A 14,748-nucleotide genomic window follows, 5' to 3' on the forward strand; every position below is an offset into this window, starting at 1 on the left:
TCCTGTGCGGAATCCCGCCGGACGAACCACGTTTTCCTTAGGTGGCACGGAATTTGCTGTAATAAAGGGCAAACCATCTGATAAGGAGCGAGGAAAAATGCATTTCAGTTTTCATGAAATCAAGACCGATTACACCCAGAAACTCGCGGAATACATCCATCATCTGCGTTATGAGGATCTGCCCGCCGAAGTGACCGATCGCGCCAAAAAGATTATTATGCAGACAATCGGCGTCGCGCTTGCCGCTCCTGAGGTGCCGCTGGCCAAGGCGGCCATCTCGGTTGGGAAGCAGTATAACGGCCCAGGCGGCGGGGACGCCACCGTCTGGATTGATGGGTCGAAGCTCAGCATGGTGAACGCTGCCTTTGTCAACGGCACCCTCTCCGACCTGCTCGACTGGGAGGACTGCTCCTGGACCGGCCATCCATCGGCCGGCGCGGTTCCGGTGGCCTGGGCCGTCGCTGAGGGCCAGAAGAAGTCCGGCAAGGATCTCATCACCGCTGTGGTCGCCGCCTATGAGGTCTACCAGCGCATCGCCATGGTAGTGGACGACCCCGACGACAGCAACGGCTGGGGGCTCACCAGCTGGCAGATGTTCGCCTGCGTCGTGCCGGCCTGCAAACTGCTCGGCTTAGACCCCGACCAGATCAACCAGGCGCTCGGCTTCGGCACCGCCTGCAGCCCGATCACCGCAAGCCTCTGCCACACGACCATGTCCGATGCCTACCACTATCTGCACGGCTTCCGGGCACGCGACGGCGTCGCGCTGACGCTCGCCGCCAAAGGCGGGGTGGAGAACTTTATGGACTGCTTCGACGATCCCGCCGCCTATGAGGTGCACATGACCGCCAACTCCCACCCCGAATGGTATCTCAAGGACCTCGGCGAGCGGTACCTCATTATGGAGACGCTGCTCAAGCACTGGCCGGCCAACATGTGGAACCAGACTCCCATGGAGCTCGCCCACAAGATCACGACCGAAAACGGCATTCAGCCCGACGACATTGCAGAGATCGTCATCGATCCGCCCACCCAGCTGCGCATGGCCTTCTCGCCCGACGGCTACTCCTCCCTCACCCACGCGCAGTTCAGCATTCCGTTCTGTATCGCCGCAATGCTCTGCGATCCACGTCCCGGCGCGCACTGGTACTCCCGCGAGAATATGAAGAACCCCAGAGTGCTTTCACTCGCATCCAAGGTGAAGGGCGGCCCCTCCAAGGAGCATTCCCTTGTCGGTTCGTTCGACATCATGAAGGAGGGCACCTTCCCGAAAAAGACGCTCACCATCACCACCAAGGACGGAAAAGTCTATTCCGACAGCATGGACTGCCTGCCCGGACACCCGAAAAAGATGCTGAGCTGGGAGGAACTCTCCGACCGGTACCGCATCCAGGCCGGCGTTTCCCTCCCCGATGAGAAGGTCGAAGAGGGCGTTCGCATCCTGCAGGCCCTCGAAGAGGTGCCGGACGTCTCCGCCATCAGCCACATTCTTCACCGCTGAGGCGGCGGAAAGCGAGGACCGTATGGACAGAAAGATCGGCTTAATCTCCCCCGGTTCGCCCGGGGGAGGCGGTATCAAAAATCCAGAGGAGGAGATGCGCAGCCATCTTCCCGCAGGGTATGCGCTCATCACCGAACTGGTCGAACTCTTCGACATGGGCGCAAGAGGTATCCGAAAATTCAGCGAAGCGATCGACGGCGCGGCCTCCCGGCTCGCAGCACAGGGAGTGGAACTCATCGTTTTCTGCTGCACCTCCGGCAGTTTCATCGGCGGCATCGGTTACGACCGCGCGGTCAGCGAGCGGCTCGAACAGCTCACCGGCGTGCGCACTGTGACCACCACGACCGCTGTGCTCGCGGCGCTCGCAGCGCTTGACTCCCACAAACTGGTGATGGCCACTCCCTACCCGGATTCGGTCAACAGGATCGAATATGATTTTTTTACCAAAAGCGGCTATGAGGTGCTCGCTCTCAAAGGGATGAACATCAACGACACCCCACGTGTTCCGCAGATCCCGATTGAGGAGATACGCGCGCTCGTGCGCGAGGTGTTCACCCCTGAGGCGGACACCATCTTCATCAGCTGCGCCGGATTCAAGGTCCTCGACCACATCGAATCGATCGAGGCGGAATTCGGCCGCCCGGTCGTCACCAGCAACCAGTGCACCCTTTGGCACATCCTAAACACATTGGAACTTCCCCACCGTCCTCCGCTTGGGAAGTTGTTTATGCAGATGGTCCCCACGCCCACTGAAAAGGCTCCGCGTCCTGGACTATAATACGAACGGATACGGATGGAACGTGGGACGGCATCCGGCTTATCGGACAGGATCTGCCCGGCAGGAGGCACACAATGGATATCCCAAACGGAGAAAAAGGAACGAATTATTTTCGATCGTCCGTAAGCCTTTCGACGTGTCTATCTCGAGCGTTACCCGCTCCAAGTGAGAAAAAATTTGCAGTCTGATGATCTTCTGCGCAATGCCCCATCCGATTGGACCAAACGGATAGCGATCCACCCCAGCGCGACTTAGCCGACTCCCCCTCGCTGCCTGGTGCGCGCCCAAAATGATCCGCATGTGAAATACCCCCGGCATAGCCGGGGGTATTTCACATGCGGGCAAAGCCCTCGATTTCTCGCTTACACGCTAAACGTGTAATGCGGTCTGCCATCCGCGCAGAGATTATTCCTCGCTGCCCGTAAACAGGCTAACCTCACTCATCGTCAGCCGCTCACCTAGCGGGGCTTCTTTTAATTTGAATCTGAATTCAAAAAGCTTACTCTGCCCGTCTGTTTCAGCATGCCTTGCGTATAGCCGATAAGATGGTATCATAGCTCTCCCAGAGCTCCTCGTACCCTCCGTAATTCTGCCGGTAGAGCTCAAGCAATACGCCGCCGTCGAAACCATATCCCGCCAGCGTCTGCAAAAGAGCCCCCAGATCGAGCCGTCCCCTTCCCACTGGCAGGCAGTCATGCGTTTCGTCGTAATCGCTGATATGCACATGCAGCACCCGGTCACCCATCGCCTGCGCCATCTCCAGCGCCGTATATCCCGCCCGAATACACTGTTTGGTATCGAGCACAAAACGCGCTTCAGGCAAGTAATCGGTCATCGCTTTGAAAAACTCCGGACAGTAGCTCTGGCAGCGCGGTACGTTCTCCTGCGCTACCGTGACTCCCATCCGCTGCCCCGCTTCCATCAGCTCCCCAAACAGATCAAAATATTCCGGCCAGGTCCGCACGCTTTCACGGCGGTTGCCGTGGAATACGAGGATTTTCGCTCCCAGCAGGTTGGCCGCGTGGAAAAAACGTTTATAGAACTCCACGGCATCGTCAAAGCGGCGCCGGTAGTCTGAAAAGAACAGGAGCGGCTCCAGGCCCGACATGAACGGATGTATGGAAAGGACTTTCACATCGCCGTCCTGGGCGATCCGGGAAAGTTCCCGCACATATCCTTCCTCCAGTTCAGAAAAGGAATTGAAAAACACCTCAGCGGCCTGAACGCCAAAAACCGCCAGCTGCCGCAATGCGTTTTCAGTCAGCTCCGGGTAAAAGGTTGAGGTGGAGATGCCAGCTAACATGGGATACCCCTTTCCGGCCGCAAGTAATCAGCCTGACAACATTATAGCAAATTAAACATCATCGCGCCACCGGAAAATGAGGTCAAAAAAATCAAGCCGCCGGAATTGCCGGCGGCTTGATGGGTTTATTTCTGAAGTTTTTTCTTCGCAGCCTTGCGATCCTGCCAGGTCACCCACAGCGGACCCGCGATACAGACCGAGGAATACGCGCCCGCCAGCATACCGATCATCATCGGCAGCGTGAAGATCAGGATCGATTCCACGTGGAAAATGTAGCAGATCACGCAGACGGTACCGACCGCAATGACGGTGGAAACGGTCGTGTTGATCGAACGCGCCAGCGACTGGTTGATCGATTTGTTGACCACTTCGTCCAGTGTTTCCTTGCTGCCCATCGAACGCTCGTTTTCACGGATACGGTCATAGATGACGATCGTCGCGTTGATCGAATAACCAAGGATGGTCAGCGCGACCGCGATGAAGCTGTCGCCAATTGGGAACCTGAGCAGCACAAAGGTCGCAAACACATACATGACGTCATGCATCAGCGCAACCGTCGCAAAAACGCCGGCCGACCAGCCGCCCATCTTCCGGAAACGGAAAGCGATATACAAGATCATCAACACAGCTGCCGCCGCAACCGCAACCATCGATTTCGCGAAGAAATCGCGGCCGATCGCCGGATCGACGTTACTGGTCTCAACGACCTCCACATTGTTGCCGGAGAATTTCTGCTGCAGCGCGGAAGTGATCTCCATCTGCTTTTCCGGCGTGACGCCCTCCTTGGAGGACAGGGTCGCGACATAGTTCACCCTTCCGGTGACGACATCCTCCTGCCGCTGCAGGCCGATCTGCTGGCCAAGGGCGCCCTGGATTGTCTCCTGGAACGCGCCCTGATCCACATCGCCTTCAAACGAATAGGTGACGATCGAACCGCCGCGGAAATTGATATCAAGCTCGACACCAAAGACAGCCGATACCAGCAAAGTAATCACGAGGACGACAAGCGGAATGGTAAACCAGAGCTTTTTACGTCCTACGATATCATAGGTCTTTTTCATGCCTTCGCACCTCCATACAGCCACGGTTTCTTAAACGCCTTGAACTTGGAGATGGATTTGAGCATCAGACGGGACGCCAGGACGCCCATCAGCAGGTTGAAGATAACACCCACAACCAGCGTGAAACCGAAGGAATAAATCGCGCCGGTAGCGGAAGGTCCAAACCAGCTGAAGATCGGCGCAAGGATCTTCGCAAGGATCGATCCCGGAGGGCCGAACGCCCCCATCAGGACGCCCGCAACGATAATCGTGGTGATGTTTCCGTCGAAGATCGCGGAGAAGGTCCGCTGGAAGCCGGAGTCGACCGCGCCGTCGATTGTTTTTCCGATGCGCAGTTCCTCCTTGATGCGTTCGGAAGTGATGACGTTCGCATCAACGCCCATACCGATCGACAGGATAATACCGGCGATGCCGGGCAGCGTCAGGGTGAAGGACGGCGCGTTCGGGAAGAATCCCGAGATGCACGCAATCGAACCCGCGACCTGGCCGAGCAGCGCGATGCAGGCGATCACGCCGGGCAGGCGGTAAAGCGCGATAATGTAGATCGAAACCAGGATGAATGCGATGATGCCCGCGGTGACCATCGCGTCACGCGCGCCCATGCCGAGCGTCGGGGAAATCGAGGAATAGTTCTCGGTCACGAGCTTGAAGGGCAGCGCGCCGCCATTGATCTTATCCGCCAGAGCTTTTGCTTCCTCCGCGGTAAAGCGCCCGGTGATCTGGGCCTCGCCGTTCGGGATCTGGGAGTTTACCGTCGGGGCGCTGATATTGGTTTCATCCATCCAGATCGAGATGGTCTGCCCAACCAGGCGCCCAGTCGCTTCGGAGAATGCTTGGGCTCCTTCGGGCTTCAGTTTCAGCTGAACGATATACTGCCCAGTTTCCTGATCCATCCCCGCGGTGGCAGATTCCACATCCTTGCCTTCGAGGACGACCGGGCCGTCCATGTTTTCCCGGAAGGTCAGAAGCGCGGTCTCGCCGAGCTCTTTGACAGCCTTCTCAGGGTTAAAGTCGGTTTCCCCTTCCTTCCAGGGGAAACGGACGATAATTCTGTCACGGTTGTAGTCGGTGTAAACTTCCGAGTCGGTGATATTCTGCGACACGAGCCTCACCTTGATGATAGATTCCGCCGCGGCCATCTCGTCATCTGTGGCATCGTAGCCTTCTTCCGGGCTGAACGTCACGTCGACGCCTCCGCGGATGTCGATGCCCCAACGGATATCCCCTGCGCCCTTGATATACGTACTGGGTATATCGCCATAGGACGCATGAATCCCGAAGAATGACAGCCCGGCAAGCACAACGATCAATGCAAGAACTACAAAGAACGTCGGCTTTCCAACTTTTTTCATCTGCTTGTCCTCCTTGCAACCATATCTGCAAACACAGACAACAACCGCAGTTCAGCATCCCGTTCTGCGGTTGATATGGTTCCTCATTCCATGCGAATTCGCACTGTATGTCACAATGCGGCACTTTTACAATTATATTGGAATTATATCCAAAAGTCAATTGATTTTTCAGATTCACACGGCCCGCCGCTGCAAAGCGGCGGCAGGCCGTCCTTTTCCCGCAGCGCGCTTCGCGTCTGTGGGAAAACTGCGCATTGAAACCGCACCGTCCAAAGGCACGGTTCCGCCTGTGGCATAGGTTCAAAACCGCAGCGTTCAGCGGCTATGCTTCCCAGTCTGTAAATTTTTAAACCGAAAGCTGCGCGCGTTCGCCGAGAATCTCCCTGTTCTGCTCGAGCACCGGCCCGACAACATCCCGGATGTACTCCTCCACCTGCTCGGCGCTGCGGCCTGTGAATTCCTTCGGGTCAAGCACCCCTTCAATCTCACTGCGCGAAAGGTTAAAGACGCTGTCGGCGCAGATGCGCTCGATGAGGTCGTTCTCACCGCCCTCCTCCTTGACCACCTTCGCGGCGGCCAGCGAGTGCTCCCGCAGACGCTCATGCAGCTCCTGACGGTCGCCGCCCTTCTTGACCGCCTGCATCATGATGTTCTCAGTCGCCATAAACGGCAGTTCCCGGCGCAGGCGCTGCTCGATCACCTTCGGATAGACCACCAGCCCGTCGCAGACGTTCAGCATAATCCCCAGGATCGCGTCAACCGCGAGGAAGGCCTCCGCGACCGCGATGCGTTTGTTCGCGCTGTCGTCGAGCGTGCGCTCGAACCATTGGGTCGCCGCGGTGAACTGCGGGTTCAAAGAGTCCGCCATCACATACCGCGCCAACGACGTGATCCGTTCAGAACGCATCGGATTGCGTTTATACGGCATCGCGGACGAACCGATCTGGTTTTTCTCAAATGGCTCCTCCATCTCCTTGAAGTTTGCCAGAAGGCGCAGGTCGTTCGAGAACTTGCTTGCGCTCTGCGCAATGCCTGCGAGCGCGAAACAGACGTAGGAATCCACCTTGCGCGAATAGGTCTGGCCCGAAACCGGCACGACCGCTTCGAAACCCATCATGTGGGCGATGTCCATCTCGCAGGCCTTGACCTTCTCTCCATCCCCGTCAAAGAGCTCCATGAAGCTCGCCTGGGTTCCGGTGGTGCCCTTGCTGCCCAGCAGCTTCAGATCCGCGATGCGATGCTCCACCTCCGCCAAATCCATCATCAGTTCATTTACCCACAGCGTCGCGCGTTTGCCGACGGTGGTGAGCTGCGCCGGCTGCAGATGGGTGTAGGCGAGCGCCGGCAGGTCCTTATATTTCATGGCGAAATCAGAAAGCAGCGAGATGACGTTGATCAGTTTGCGGCGGACGATCCGCAGGCCTTCCCGCATGACGATGATATCGGTGTTATCCCCCACATAGCAGCTCGTCGCCCCCAAATGGATGATCCCCTTCGCCTTCGGGCACTGCATGCCGTAGGCATAGACATGGCTCATCACGTCATGGCGGACCAGTTTCTCCCGCTCGACGGCAACCTCGTAATTGATGTCCTCCGCATGGGTTTCCAGCTCCGCGATCTGTTCGTCGGTGATGGCAAGGCCCTGCTTCTGCTCGGCCTTTGCAAGCGCAATCCAAAGTTTGCGCCAGGTCTTGAATTTGTTGTCCGCTGAGAATACATATTGCATCTCATCGCTTGCATACCGCGTACAAAACGGGCTTTCGTAACGGTCGGTTCTGTCGCTCATATTTTAACATCCTTTCCAAATTAAGCCTCAATGCAAAAAGTATACCACAAACGGCGGACGATGAAAAGATCGTCCGCCGTACAAAAGTCCGGGCCGATGGCCGAAGGAAAATAACATCAGAAGGTCTGCTCCCGCAGCAATTTTTCCACCGCGGCAAGCTGCACGCAGATGCAGAGCAGATCGACGGCAAGGGTCAGCTCCTCCACCGTCGGATAGGTCGGCGCGACGCGGATATTGCGGTCGCGCGGGTCCTTCCCGTAAGGGAAGCTCGCGCCCGCCGGGGTGAGGGTGACGCCAGCGTCCCGGCAAAGCTGCACCACCCGTTTGGCGCAGCCATCCATCACATCGAGCGAGATGAAGTAACCGCCGTTCGGATTCAGCCATTCGGCAATTCCCTTGCCCGCAAGCTCCCGGTCGAACGCGTCAAGCACGGCTTTGAACTTCGGGCGCAGCAGCTCCGCCTGTCTGTCCATATGGGCCATGACACCGTCCATATTCTTAAAATAACGCGCATGGCGCAGCATATTGATCTTATCAAAGCCGATCGTCTGGATTGAAATCAACTTTTTCATGCGCTTCATATTGTTCGGCGAGCAGGCAAACGCGCCGACGCCGGAGCCCGCATAGGTAATTTTTGAAGTGGAGGCAAACATCATAACCCGGTCGGGGTCGCCGGTTTTTTTGCATTCGTCCAGGATGTTCAGCACCTGGTCACGACGGTCGGGATAGAGGTCATGCACCGCGTAGGCATTGTCCCACATGATGATGAAATCGCTGGCCGCGGTTTTCATCCGCGCCAGGCGGCGGACCGTTTCATCCGAATAGGTGATACCCTGCGGGTTTGAATATTTCGGGACGCACCAGATGCCCTTGACGCTTTCATCACTGGCGGCCAGCTTTTCCACGGTATCCATATCCGGGCCGTCCGGGGTCATTTCAACCGGGATCATCTCGATGCCGTAACATTCGGTGATTGCGAAATGACGGTCGTATCCCGGCGCAGGACAGAGGAACTTCACCTTTGGCAGCCTGCACCAGGCAGTCGCGCCTTCACGCACACCATGCAGAATCATTTTTCCGATTGCGTCGTACATGATCGAAAGCGACGAGTTTCCGCAGATAAAAACCTCATCGAAACTCACGCCGAGCATCTCGCAGAAGAGCGCTTTGCACTCTGGAATCCCATCCAGATCGCCGTAGTTGCGGCAGTCCACGCCGTCAGACGCATAAGGAGACGATTCGGAATTCACCACGTCCAGAATCCCCTTCACCAGATCGAACTGGTCAGCGGCAGGCTTGCCGCGGGACATATCCAATTTCAGCCCTCTGTCCCTGAAAGCGTCATACCGCTTTACCAGCTCGCGGTGCAGCGCTTCAAGCTCCGGGCGGGAAAGCGCACTGTAAGTTGCCATAATGTTGACCTCCACTATCTTCAAGAATATGTTTTCCCAAAAATCCTTCATCTCTGCATAGGCAGCCGCCAAATTCTGCCTTAATCCTCATAATAGTATATGACAACACTCCATGGTTTGCAAGTTGAATTTTTTAATCCTGCAAAATTCAGAAAACAGCACGAAAAAGTATGTGTCAAAATGAGATAGACCGCTAAAAATGCACAAGGTGCAGGAATGCTCAGCCGCATTCCTGCACCTTTCCATTTCCACTGATTCCTAATTGTCACTTTTCGGACCGGGCCGCGCGGTAGATTTCCGAAATGGGCACATCCCATTCCCGCGCCTTTTCCCGTGCGCTTTCATACTCCACCGCCGTTTTTTCGACCGCTCCCCAGCGGCTGCGCTTCACCTTCACCGCGCCGTAAGCGGTCTGCACCTCATCCGCTTCCCGCTGCATCTCTATCCGCCGCATCGGCGTGTACCGCACGCCGATCGTTCCGGTGTGGGCCAGGATGCAGGCGGTCAGTTTTTCGAGCCTGTCCGGCCTGCAAAGCACCGAAAGCAGCACCGCCGGGCGGTTTTTTTTCATCTGGATGGGCGTAAACCATGCGTCGAGCGCCTCGGCGTCAAATAGCTGCTCCATCGCATATCCGAGCTGTTCACCGGTCATGTTGTCGATGTTGCACTCGAGTTTCACCACCCCGTCGTACGATCCTTCCCTCCGCTCCTCAATAAGGTGCGCGCGCAGCACGTTCGCACGCTCGAATTCCTTCTTGCCCGCGCCGTAGCCAGTCTTCAGAATCGAAAAACTTTTGGGCGGCGCGCCGGCGGATACCGCCGCCGCAATCGCCGCGCCGGTCGGGGTCACCATCTCCCCGAAATTGTCGGTGATGGTCATTGAAAGGCTGCTCGACGCGATGATTTCCGCTGTCGCGGGCGCGGGAACCGGCATGATCCCATGCTGGCACTTCACCGTTCCAGTCCCTTCGTAAAGCGGCGAACAGTAGACCTTTTCAATCCCCAGGTTGTCGAGACAGAAAGCGGCCGCAACAATATCTACGATCGAATCCACCGCGCCGACCTCATGGAAATGCACCTCTTCCACCGGCAGGCCGTGCACCTTCGACTCCGCCTTTGCAACCAGCGCAAAGATCTGCTTTGCCAGCTCTTTGGCGCGCGGGGTCAGCGCTCCGCGGTTGATAATCGCAACGATATCTGCAAAATTACGATGCTCGTGCGCATGCCCGCAACTGTGATCATGCGTGTGATCATGGCTGTGATCGTGGGGATGTTCGTGCGCGTGGGTATGGTCATGTCCGTCCATATGATGATGCTCATGCGGATGTTCCTGCGCCTCCAGATGCACGTCAAAATCAAACGCGGAGATTCCGCGTTTTGTCACCCGGCCGGTGTGCAGGTGGTAACCGCCCACGCCGAGACTTGCGAGCGCGGCACGCAGTTTCTGTTCATCCGCGCCCAGGTCGAGCAGCGCGGCCACCGTCATATCGCCGCTGATACCCGAATAACATTCCAGATAAAGTGTTTTCATGTGGTCGATTCCTCCCATCGCGGCACAGGCACCGTGAGCAGAGTCCGCGACAGGTCACGCACCGCGCCCAAAGATATCCGCGCCAGCATAAAAGTCATGGAGAACACCAAAAACAGATAGATCGATTTGCCGCGTCGAAGCTATCTTGTCATTGTTCCCCCTCCGTCTCCAGCAGTTATTTTCCCCGGCAAGCGAGCCTGTTGATTTGCGCCGCAAGGTAGCCCGCGCCGAAGCCGTTGTCAATGTTGACTGTTGCGACCCCCTCCGCACAGGAATTGAGCATGGTGAGCAGCGCGGAAAGCCCGTGAAAGCTCGCGCCATAGCCAACGCTGGTTGGCAACGCCACCACCGGTACGCTCACAAGCCCGCCGATGACGCTCGCGAGCGCCCCTTCCATCCCGGCACAGGCAACGACGCAGTTTGCCGTGTGGATGCGGTCCATCTCTGCGAACAGCCGGTGGATTCCCGCCACACCCACGTCAAAGACCCGCTCGACCTTCGCCCCGAAAAACTCCGCAGTGAGCGCGGCCTCCTCCGCCACCGGGATGTCCGAGGTGCCCGCGGTGCAGATGGCGACGCATCCGATCGGCTCCACCGGATTGCAGGTGTAGGCAATGGTGCGCGCCCGTTCGTGGTAGACCGCGTCCGGCAGAACAGCTTTCACCGCTTCATAGTGCGCCGGATCGGCCCGGGTGCCGAGCGCGTTCTCCCCCATCCCGGCAAAGCGCGCGAAGATCTCAGCGCACTGCCCGGGCGTTTTGCCCTGGCAGAACACCGTTTCCCCAAAACCGCTGCGCATCAGCCGATGATGGTCGAGTTTTGCAAAATCGAGCTCCTCATAAGGGAGTTTTTCAATATATTTCTGCGCCTGCGCGACCGTGATTTCACCCGCGCGCACCTGTTCTAACAGCGTTTTGATCTCCATATGTATCCTCCCTACTTCCCATCGAAGCTTCCGCTGCGAAAGCCTGCGAGGTCAAGCGTGACCTGGGAAAAGCCAAGCGCGCGCATCGCGGGGACAAGCTCCCCGGCGCATTGAACGGCTTGCGCAAGCTGTTCAAGCGGCACTTCGATCCGCAGAAGCTCCCCATGTACCCGCGCGCGGACAGTCAGAAACCCGAATCCACGCAGAAGCTCCTCCGCTTTTCCAGCGCGGGAAAGCTCCTGCTCTGTGAGAAGCGTATCGTAAGGGAACCGGGTCGCCAGGCAGGGCGATGACGGTTTTTTGGCAACATCGAGCCCGATCTCCGCTGCAAATTCCCGCACCATCGCCTTGGTGATGCCAAGCTCAGCGAGCGGGCTCACAATTGAAAGCTCCCGCAGGGCCCGCAGGCCCGGCCGGTATTCCGACAGGTCGTCCGCGTTTGTGCCGTCGATCACCGCTGCAAAGCCCTGTTCGGCCGCATATTCACGCAGCCGTGCGAAAAGCGCGTATTTGCAGCGATAACAGCGCTCCTTTCGGTTCATCCGGACCACTTCGTCCGAAAGCGGGTCGCACCGCAGCAGAACATGCTTCGCGCCGTAGGAAGCCGCCTGTTTTGCGGCCTGCGGGGCGTCGGCAGCGGGCTGCAGGGTACTGTCGAAGGTAACTGCGTGCACCGGGATGCCCGCGCCGCATGCGAGCTTCACGAGAAGCGAACTGTCAACTCCGCCCGAAAACGCAACACACAGCCCGCCGCCGGCGGCAAGCTGTGTGAGGGTTTCGGTCAGCGTTTGAAGCTGCCGGTTCATCTTAAAATTCCGCCGTTCCGGTCGTGCGCGGGAACGGCAGGATATCGCGGATGTTCGACACGCCGGTAATATACATGATGAGGCGGTCAAACCCGAGCCCGAAGCCCGCGTGTTTGGTGCCGCCGAACCGCCTGAGGTCGAGATACCACCAGTAATCCTCCTCATTGAGGTTCAGTTCCTTCATGCGCGAAAGCAGCACATCGAGCCGCTCCTCACGCTGGCTTCCGCCGATGATCTCGCCGATGCCCGGCACCAGCAGATCGACCGCCGCAACGGTTTTGCCGTCGTCGTTGAGCCGCATGTAGAAGGCTTTGATCTCCTTGGGATAGTCAGTGACAAAGACCGGGCGCTTCATCACCTGCTCGGTGAGGTAACGCTCATGCTCGGTCTGCAAATCGCAGCCCCAGTAAACCGGATATTGAAACTCGTCCTTATGCTGTTCAAGGATTTTAACCGCTTCGGTATAGGTGACACAGGCGAAATCGGACGAAACAATCCCCTGCAGCCGCTCGATGAGGCCCTTGTCGTAGAAATTGTTGAAGAACTGCATCTCCTCCGGGCACTCAGCCAGCACATAAGAAAGGACGTACTTCACCATATCCTGCGCGAGTTCCATATCGTCCGCGAGATCCGCGAACGCAATCTCCGGCTCGATCATCCAGAATTCGGCCGCGTGGCGGGCGGTGTAGGAATTTTCCGCACGGAAGGTCGGCCCAAAGGTGTACACCTTCGAGAAGGCCATCGCCATGCATTCCGCCTCGAGCTGGCCAGAAACCGTCAGGTTGGTCGCCTTGCCGAAAAAGTCCTGGGAATAATCGATCTTGCCGTCCTCGGTAAGGGGCGGATTCTGCGGGTCGAGCGTGGTCACACGGAACATCTCTCCCGCGCCTTCGGCGTCGCTGCCGGTGATGAGCGGCGTGTGCGCGTATATAAAGCCGCGTTCATTGAAAAATTTGTGGATCGCATAGGCCGCGACCGAACGTACGCGGAAAACCGCCGCGAAGGTGTTGGTGCGCGGGCGCAGATGCGCGATGGTACGCAGATATTCAAGCGAATGCCGCTTTTTCTGAAGCGGATAATCGGGAGTGGAAGCGCCTTCCACCTCGACCGATTCTGCGTGGATTTCAAACGGCTGCTTCGCGTCCGGGGTGAGCACGACTGGACCACGCACCACAATCGCGCTGCCGACGTTCAATTTGACGATCTCGGCGAAATTGGAGAGTTTATCCTGCGAAAGAACCACCTGCAGGTTTCGAAACGACGAGCCGTCGTTCAGCTCGATAAATCCGATCGATTTGGAATCGCGGATGGTTTTGACCCAGCCGCATACGGTCACCGGCGCAGCGGTATAGTCCTGCACCGAAGCGAACAGCTTTTTGATTTCTGTCCTTTTCACAATATAACCACCTTTGATGGAAATTTATACTGTCCTATTGTACCACATCTCTTTGGAAAATTCCATAGGTTCTTTCATTTCCACCGCCGCTCATCACTGAAACCGACCAGATAGTCCGCGCAAACGTCATAAAACAGCGAAAGCCTGCGCAGATAAATCGAGTTAAAGTCGATCCCCTGCTCGATTTTGGCATAATATTTTTCCGAGCAGCCCAATGCTTCCGCCACTTCCTTTTGGCTGAGCCCCCGCTCCAGGCGCAGTTCTTTGATTCTTGGATGCAACATCATAATCACCTCATACAAAAAATCTATAGAACATATGTCTATCACGATTATGATTGTATCATACTTTTCTTGAAAACTTGAAAAATTTCCCAAATTGGGAAAAAGTTATTTCATAACGAAGGTCGGCGGTGATGGCGGCCTTGCGCGTTCCGCATTATCACCTCATAGTTAAAAATAGTACGTATTTGTACTAATTGTCAATAGATTTTATGACATAATTGTCCTATGAGGTGATTGCAATGACAAATTTACGCAAAATCCGCGAGAAACGGAAGTTAACGCAAACTGCCGTACAAATTGAGACCAGAATAGACCAAAGCCTCCTGTCAAAATATGAACACGGCGTCCGTATGCCCACCTATGACCATCTATTTACCTTGGCGAAGTTCTACAACACCAGTCTTGATTTTCTTTTGGATTGGACAGACGAAGAAACCCCTTATCCACGAAAAAAATAAAGGCCGGCAGCTTTTTGCTGCTGGCCTTCATTTTTCGCCCGTCGGCGGTGATGGCGGCTTTGCGTATTCCACCGCGTGCACGGGAATCAAGCGGCTTTGCCGCTTGAGAATCACTGGCGCGTTCCGCCGCGCCCCACGGGCATACTTTCTCGCTT

The 14,748-nt window shown here is 56.8% G+C and carries 14 protein-coding genes; 3 read left to right on the forward strand and 11 right to left on the reverse strand.

Features of this window, described 5'->3' with window-relative positions:
* Positions 1 to 97 precede the first annotated feature (97 nt).
* Entirely contained in the window at positions 98 to 1,501 is a 1,404-nt protein-coding gene (locus DWV16_RS03655) for an MmgE/PrpD family protein (protein ID WP_118477810.1), read from the forward strand.
* Between the two features lie 22 nt (positions 1,502 to 1,523).
* A complete protein-coding gene (locus DWV16_RS03660) occupies positions 1,524 to 2,279 on the forward strand; it encodes an aspartate/glutamate racemase family protein (RefSeq protein ID WP_118477811.1) in 756 nt (251 codons plus the stop codon).
* 517 nt (positions 2,280 to 2,796) lie between these two features.
* Here the strand turns inward: DWV16_RS03660 and DWV16_RS03670 are convergent.
* The 10 genes from DWV16_RS03670 to DWV16_RS03715 all read right to left on the reverse strand — a co-directional run bounded on the left by DWV16_RS03670 (position 2,797) and on the right by DWV16_RS03715 (position 14,135).
* Positions 2,797 to 3,582, reverse strand: a complete 786-nt coding sequence (locus DWV16_RS03670; RefSeq protein WP_118477813.1) for a sugar phosphate isomerase/epimerase — start codon at positions 3,580 to 3,582, stop codon at positions 2,797 to 2,799.
* 125 nt (positions 3,583 to 3,707) lie between these two features.
* Positions 3,708 to 4,643 (reverse strand): protein translocase subunit SecF, encoded by a 936-nt coding sequence (gene secF, locus DWV16_RS03675; protein WP_066459094.1) that lies wholly within the window; start codon positions 4,641 to 4,643, stop codon positions 3,708 to 3,710.
* The gene (gene secD / locus DWV16_RS03680; protein WP_118477814.1) at positions 4,640 to 5,995 is read right to left on the reverse strand and encodes a preprotein translocase subunit SecD; all 1,356 of its coding nucleotides are present in this window, start codon (positions 5,993 to 5,995) and stop codon (positions 4,640 to 4,642) included. Before secD ends, secF begins: the two co-directional genes overlap by 4 nt.
* 346 nt (positions 5,996 to 6,341) lie before the next feature.
* Positions 6,342 to 7,781, reverse strand: a complete 1,440-nt coding sequence (gene purB / locus DWV16_RS03685) for an adenylosuccinate lyase (protein WP_118477815.1) — start codon at positions 7,779 to 7,781, stop codon at positions 6,342 to 6,344.
* 116 nt (positions 7,782 to 7,897) lie between these two features.
* Entirely contained in the window at positions 7,898 to 9,193 is a 1,296-nt protein-coding gene (locus DWV16_RS03690) for an aminotransferase class I/II-fold pyridoxal phosphate-dependent enzyme (protein ID WP_118477816.1), read from the reverse strand.
* Between the two features lie 265 nt (positions 9,194 to 9,458).
* Positions 9,459 to 10,724 (reverse strand): nickel pincer cofactor biosynthesis protein LarC, encoded by a 1,266-nt coding sequence (gene larC, locus DWV16_RS03695; protein WP_243007267.1) that lies wholly within the window; start codon positions 10,722 to 10,724, stop codon positions 9,459 to 9,461.
* A gap of 175 nt (positions 10,725 to 10,899) precedes the next feature.
* A complete protein-coding gene (gene larB, locus DWV16_RS03700; protein ID WP_118477818.1) occupies positions 10,900 to 11,649 on the reverse strand; it encodes a nickel pincer cofactor biosynthesis protein LarB in 750 nt (249 codons plus the stop codon).
* 11 nt (positions 11,650 to 11,660) lie between these two features.
* Entirely contained in the window at positions 11,661 to 12,455 is a 795-nt protein-coding gene (gene larE / locus DWV16_RS03705) for an ATP-dependent sacrificial sulfur transferase LarE (RefSeq protein ID WP_118477819.1), read from the reverse strand.
* Position 12,456: 1 nt separating this feature from the next.
* On the reverse strand, positions 12,457 to 13,851 hold the full coding sequence (gene asnS, locus DWV16_RS03710) for an asparagine--tRNA ligase (protein WP_118477820.1): 1,395 nt from the start codon (positions 13,849 to 13,851) through the stop codon (positions 12,457 to 12,459).
* A gap of 74 nt (positions 13,852 to 13,925) precedes the next feature.
* Complete coding sequence (locus DWV16_RS03715) at positions 13,926 to 14,135, reverse strand: helix-turn-helix domain-containing protein (RefSeq protein WP_158572770.1); 210 nt, start codon at positions 14,133 to 14,135, stop codon at positions 13,926 to 13,928.
* Positions 14,136 to 14,374: 239 nt separating this feature from the next.
* Between DWV16_RS03715 and DWV16_RS19830 the strand changes: the two genes are divergently transcribed.
* Complete coding sequence (locus DWV16_RS19830; RefSeq protein WP_066459073.1) at positions 14,375 to 14,593, forward strand: helix-turn-helix domain-containing protein; 219 nt, start codon at positions 14,375 to 14,377, stop codon at positions 14,591 to 14,593.
* On the opposite strand, the gene DWV16_RS19285 is transcribed toward DWV16_RS19830, so the two are convergent.
* On the reverse strand, positions 14,508 to 14,748 hold a 241-nt coding region (locus tag DWV16_RS19285; protein WP_199719760.1), incomplete at its 5' end, for a hypothetical protein. The two genes, DWV16_RS19830 and DWV16_RS19285, sit on opposite strands and share 86 nt — an antisense overlap.

It is taken from the genome of Anaerotruncus sp. AF02-27 (assembly GCF_003465835.1).
Taxonomy (GTDB): Bacteria; Bacillota; Clostridia; order Oscillospirales; family Ruminococcaceae; genus Anaerotruncus; species Anaerotruncus rubiinfantis.

Coding starts and splice junctions, on each gene's coding strand:
- DWV16_RS03655 (WP_118477810.1), top strand. CDS start 98: ATGCATTTCAGTTTTCATGAAATCAAGACCGATTACACCCAGAAACTC.
- DWV16_RS03660 (WP_118477811.1), top strand. CDS start 1,524: ATGGACAGAAAGATCGGCTTAATCTCCCCCGGTTCGCCCGGGGGAGGC.
- DWV16_RS03670 (WP_118477813.1), bottom strand. CDS start 3,582: ATGTTAGCTGGCATCTCCACCTCAACCTTTTACCCGGAGCTGACTGAA.
- secF (WP_066459094.1), bottom strand. CDS start 4,643: ATGAAAAAGACCTATGATATCGTAGGACGTAAAAAGCTCTGGTTTACC.
- secD (WP_118477814.1), bottom strand. CDS start 5,995: ATGAAAAAAGTTGGAAAGCCGACGTTCTTTGTAGTTCTTGCATTGATC.
- purB (WP_118477815.1), bottom strand. CDS start 7,781: ATGAGCGACAGAACCGACCGTTACGAAAGCCCGTTTTGTACGCGGTAT.
- DWV16_RS03690 (WP_118477816.1), bottom strand. CDS start 9,193: ATGGCAACTTACAGTGCGCTTTCCCGCCCGGAGCTTGAAGCGCTGCAC.
- larC (WP_243007267.1), bottom strand. CDS start 10,724: ATGAAAACACTTTATCTGGAATGTTATTCGGGTATCAGCGGCGATATG.
- larB (WP_118477818.1), bottom strand. CDS start 11,649: ATGGAGATCAAAACGCTGTTAGAACAGGTGCGCGCGGGTGAAATCACG.
- larE (WP_118477819.1), bottom strand. CDS start 12,455: ATGAACCGGCAGCTTCAAACGCTGACCGAAACCCTCACACAGCTTGCC.
- DWV16_RS03715 (WP_158572770.1), bottom strand. CDS start 14,135: ATGTTGCATCCAAGAATCAAAGAACTGCGCCTGGAGCGGGGGCTCAGC.
- DWV16_RS19830 (WP_066459073.1), top strand. CDS start 14,375: ATGACAAATTTACGCAAAATCCGCGAGAAACGGAAGTTAACGCAAACT.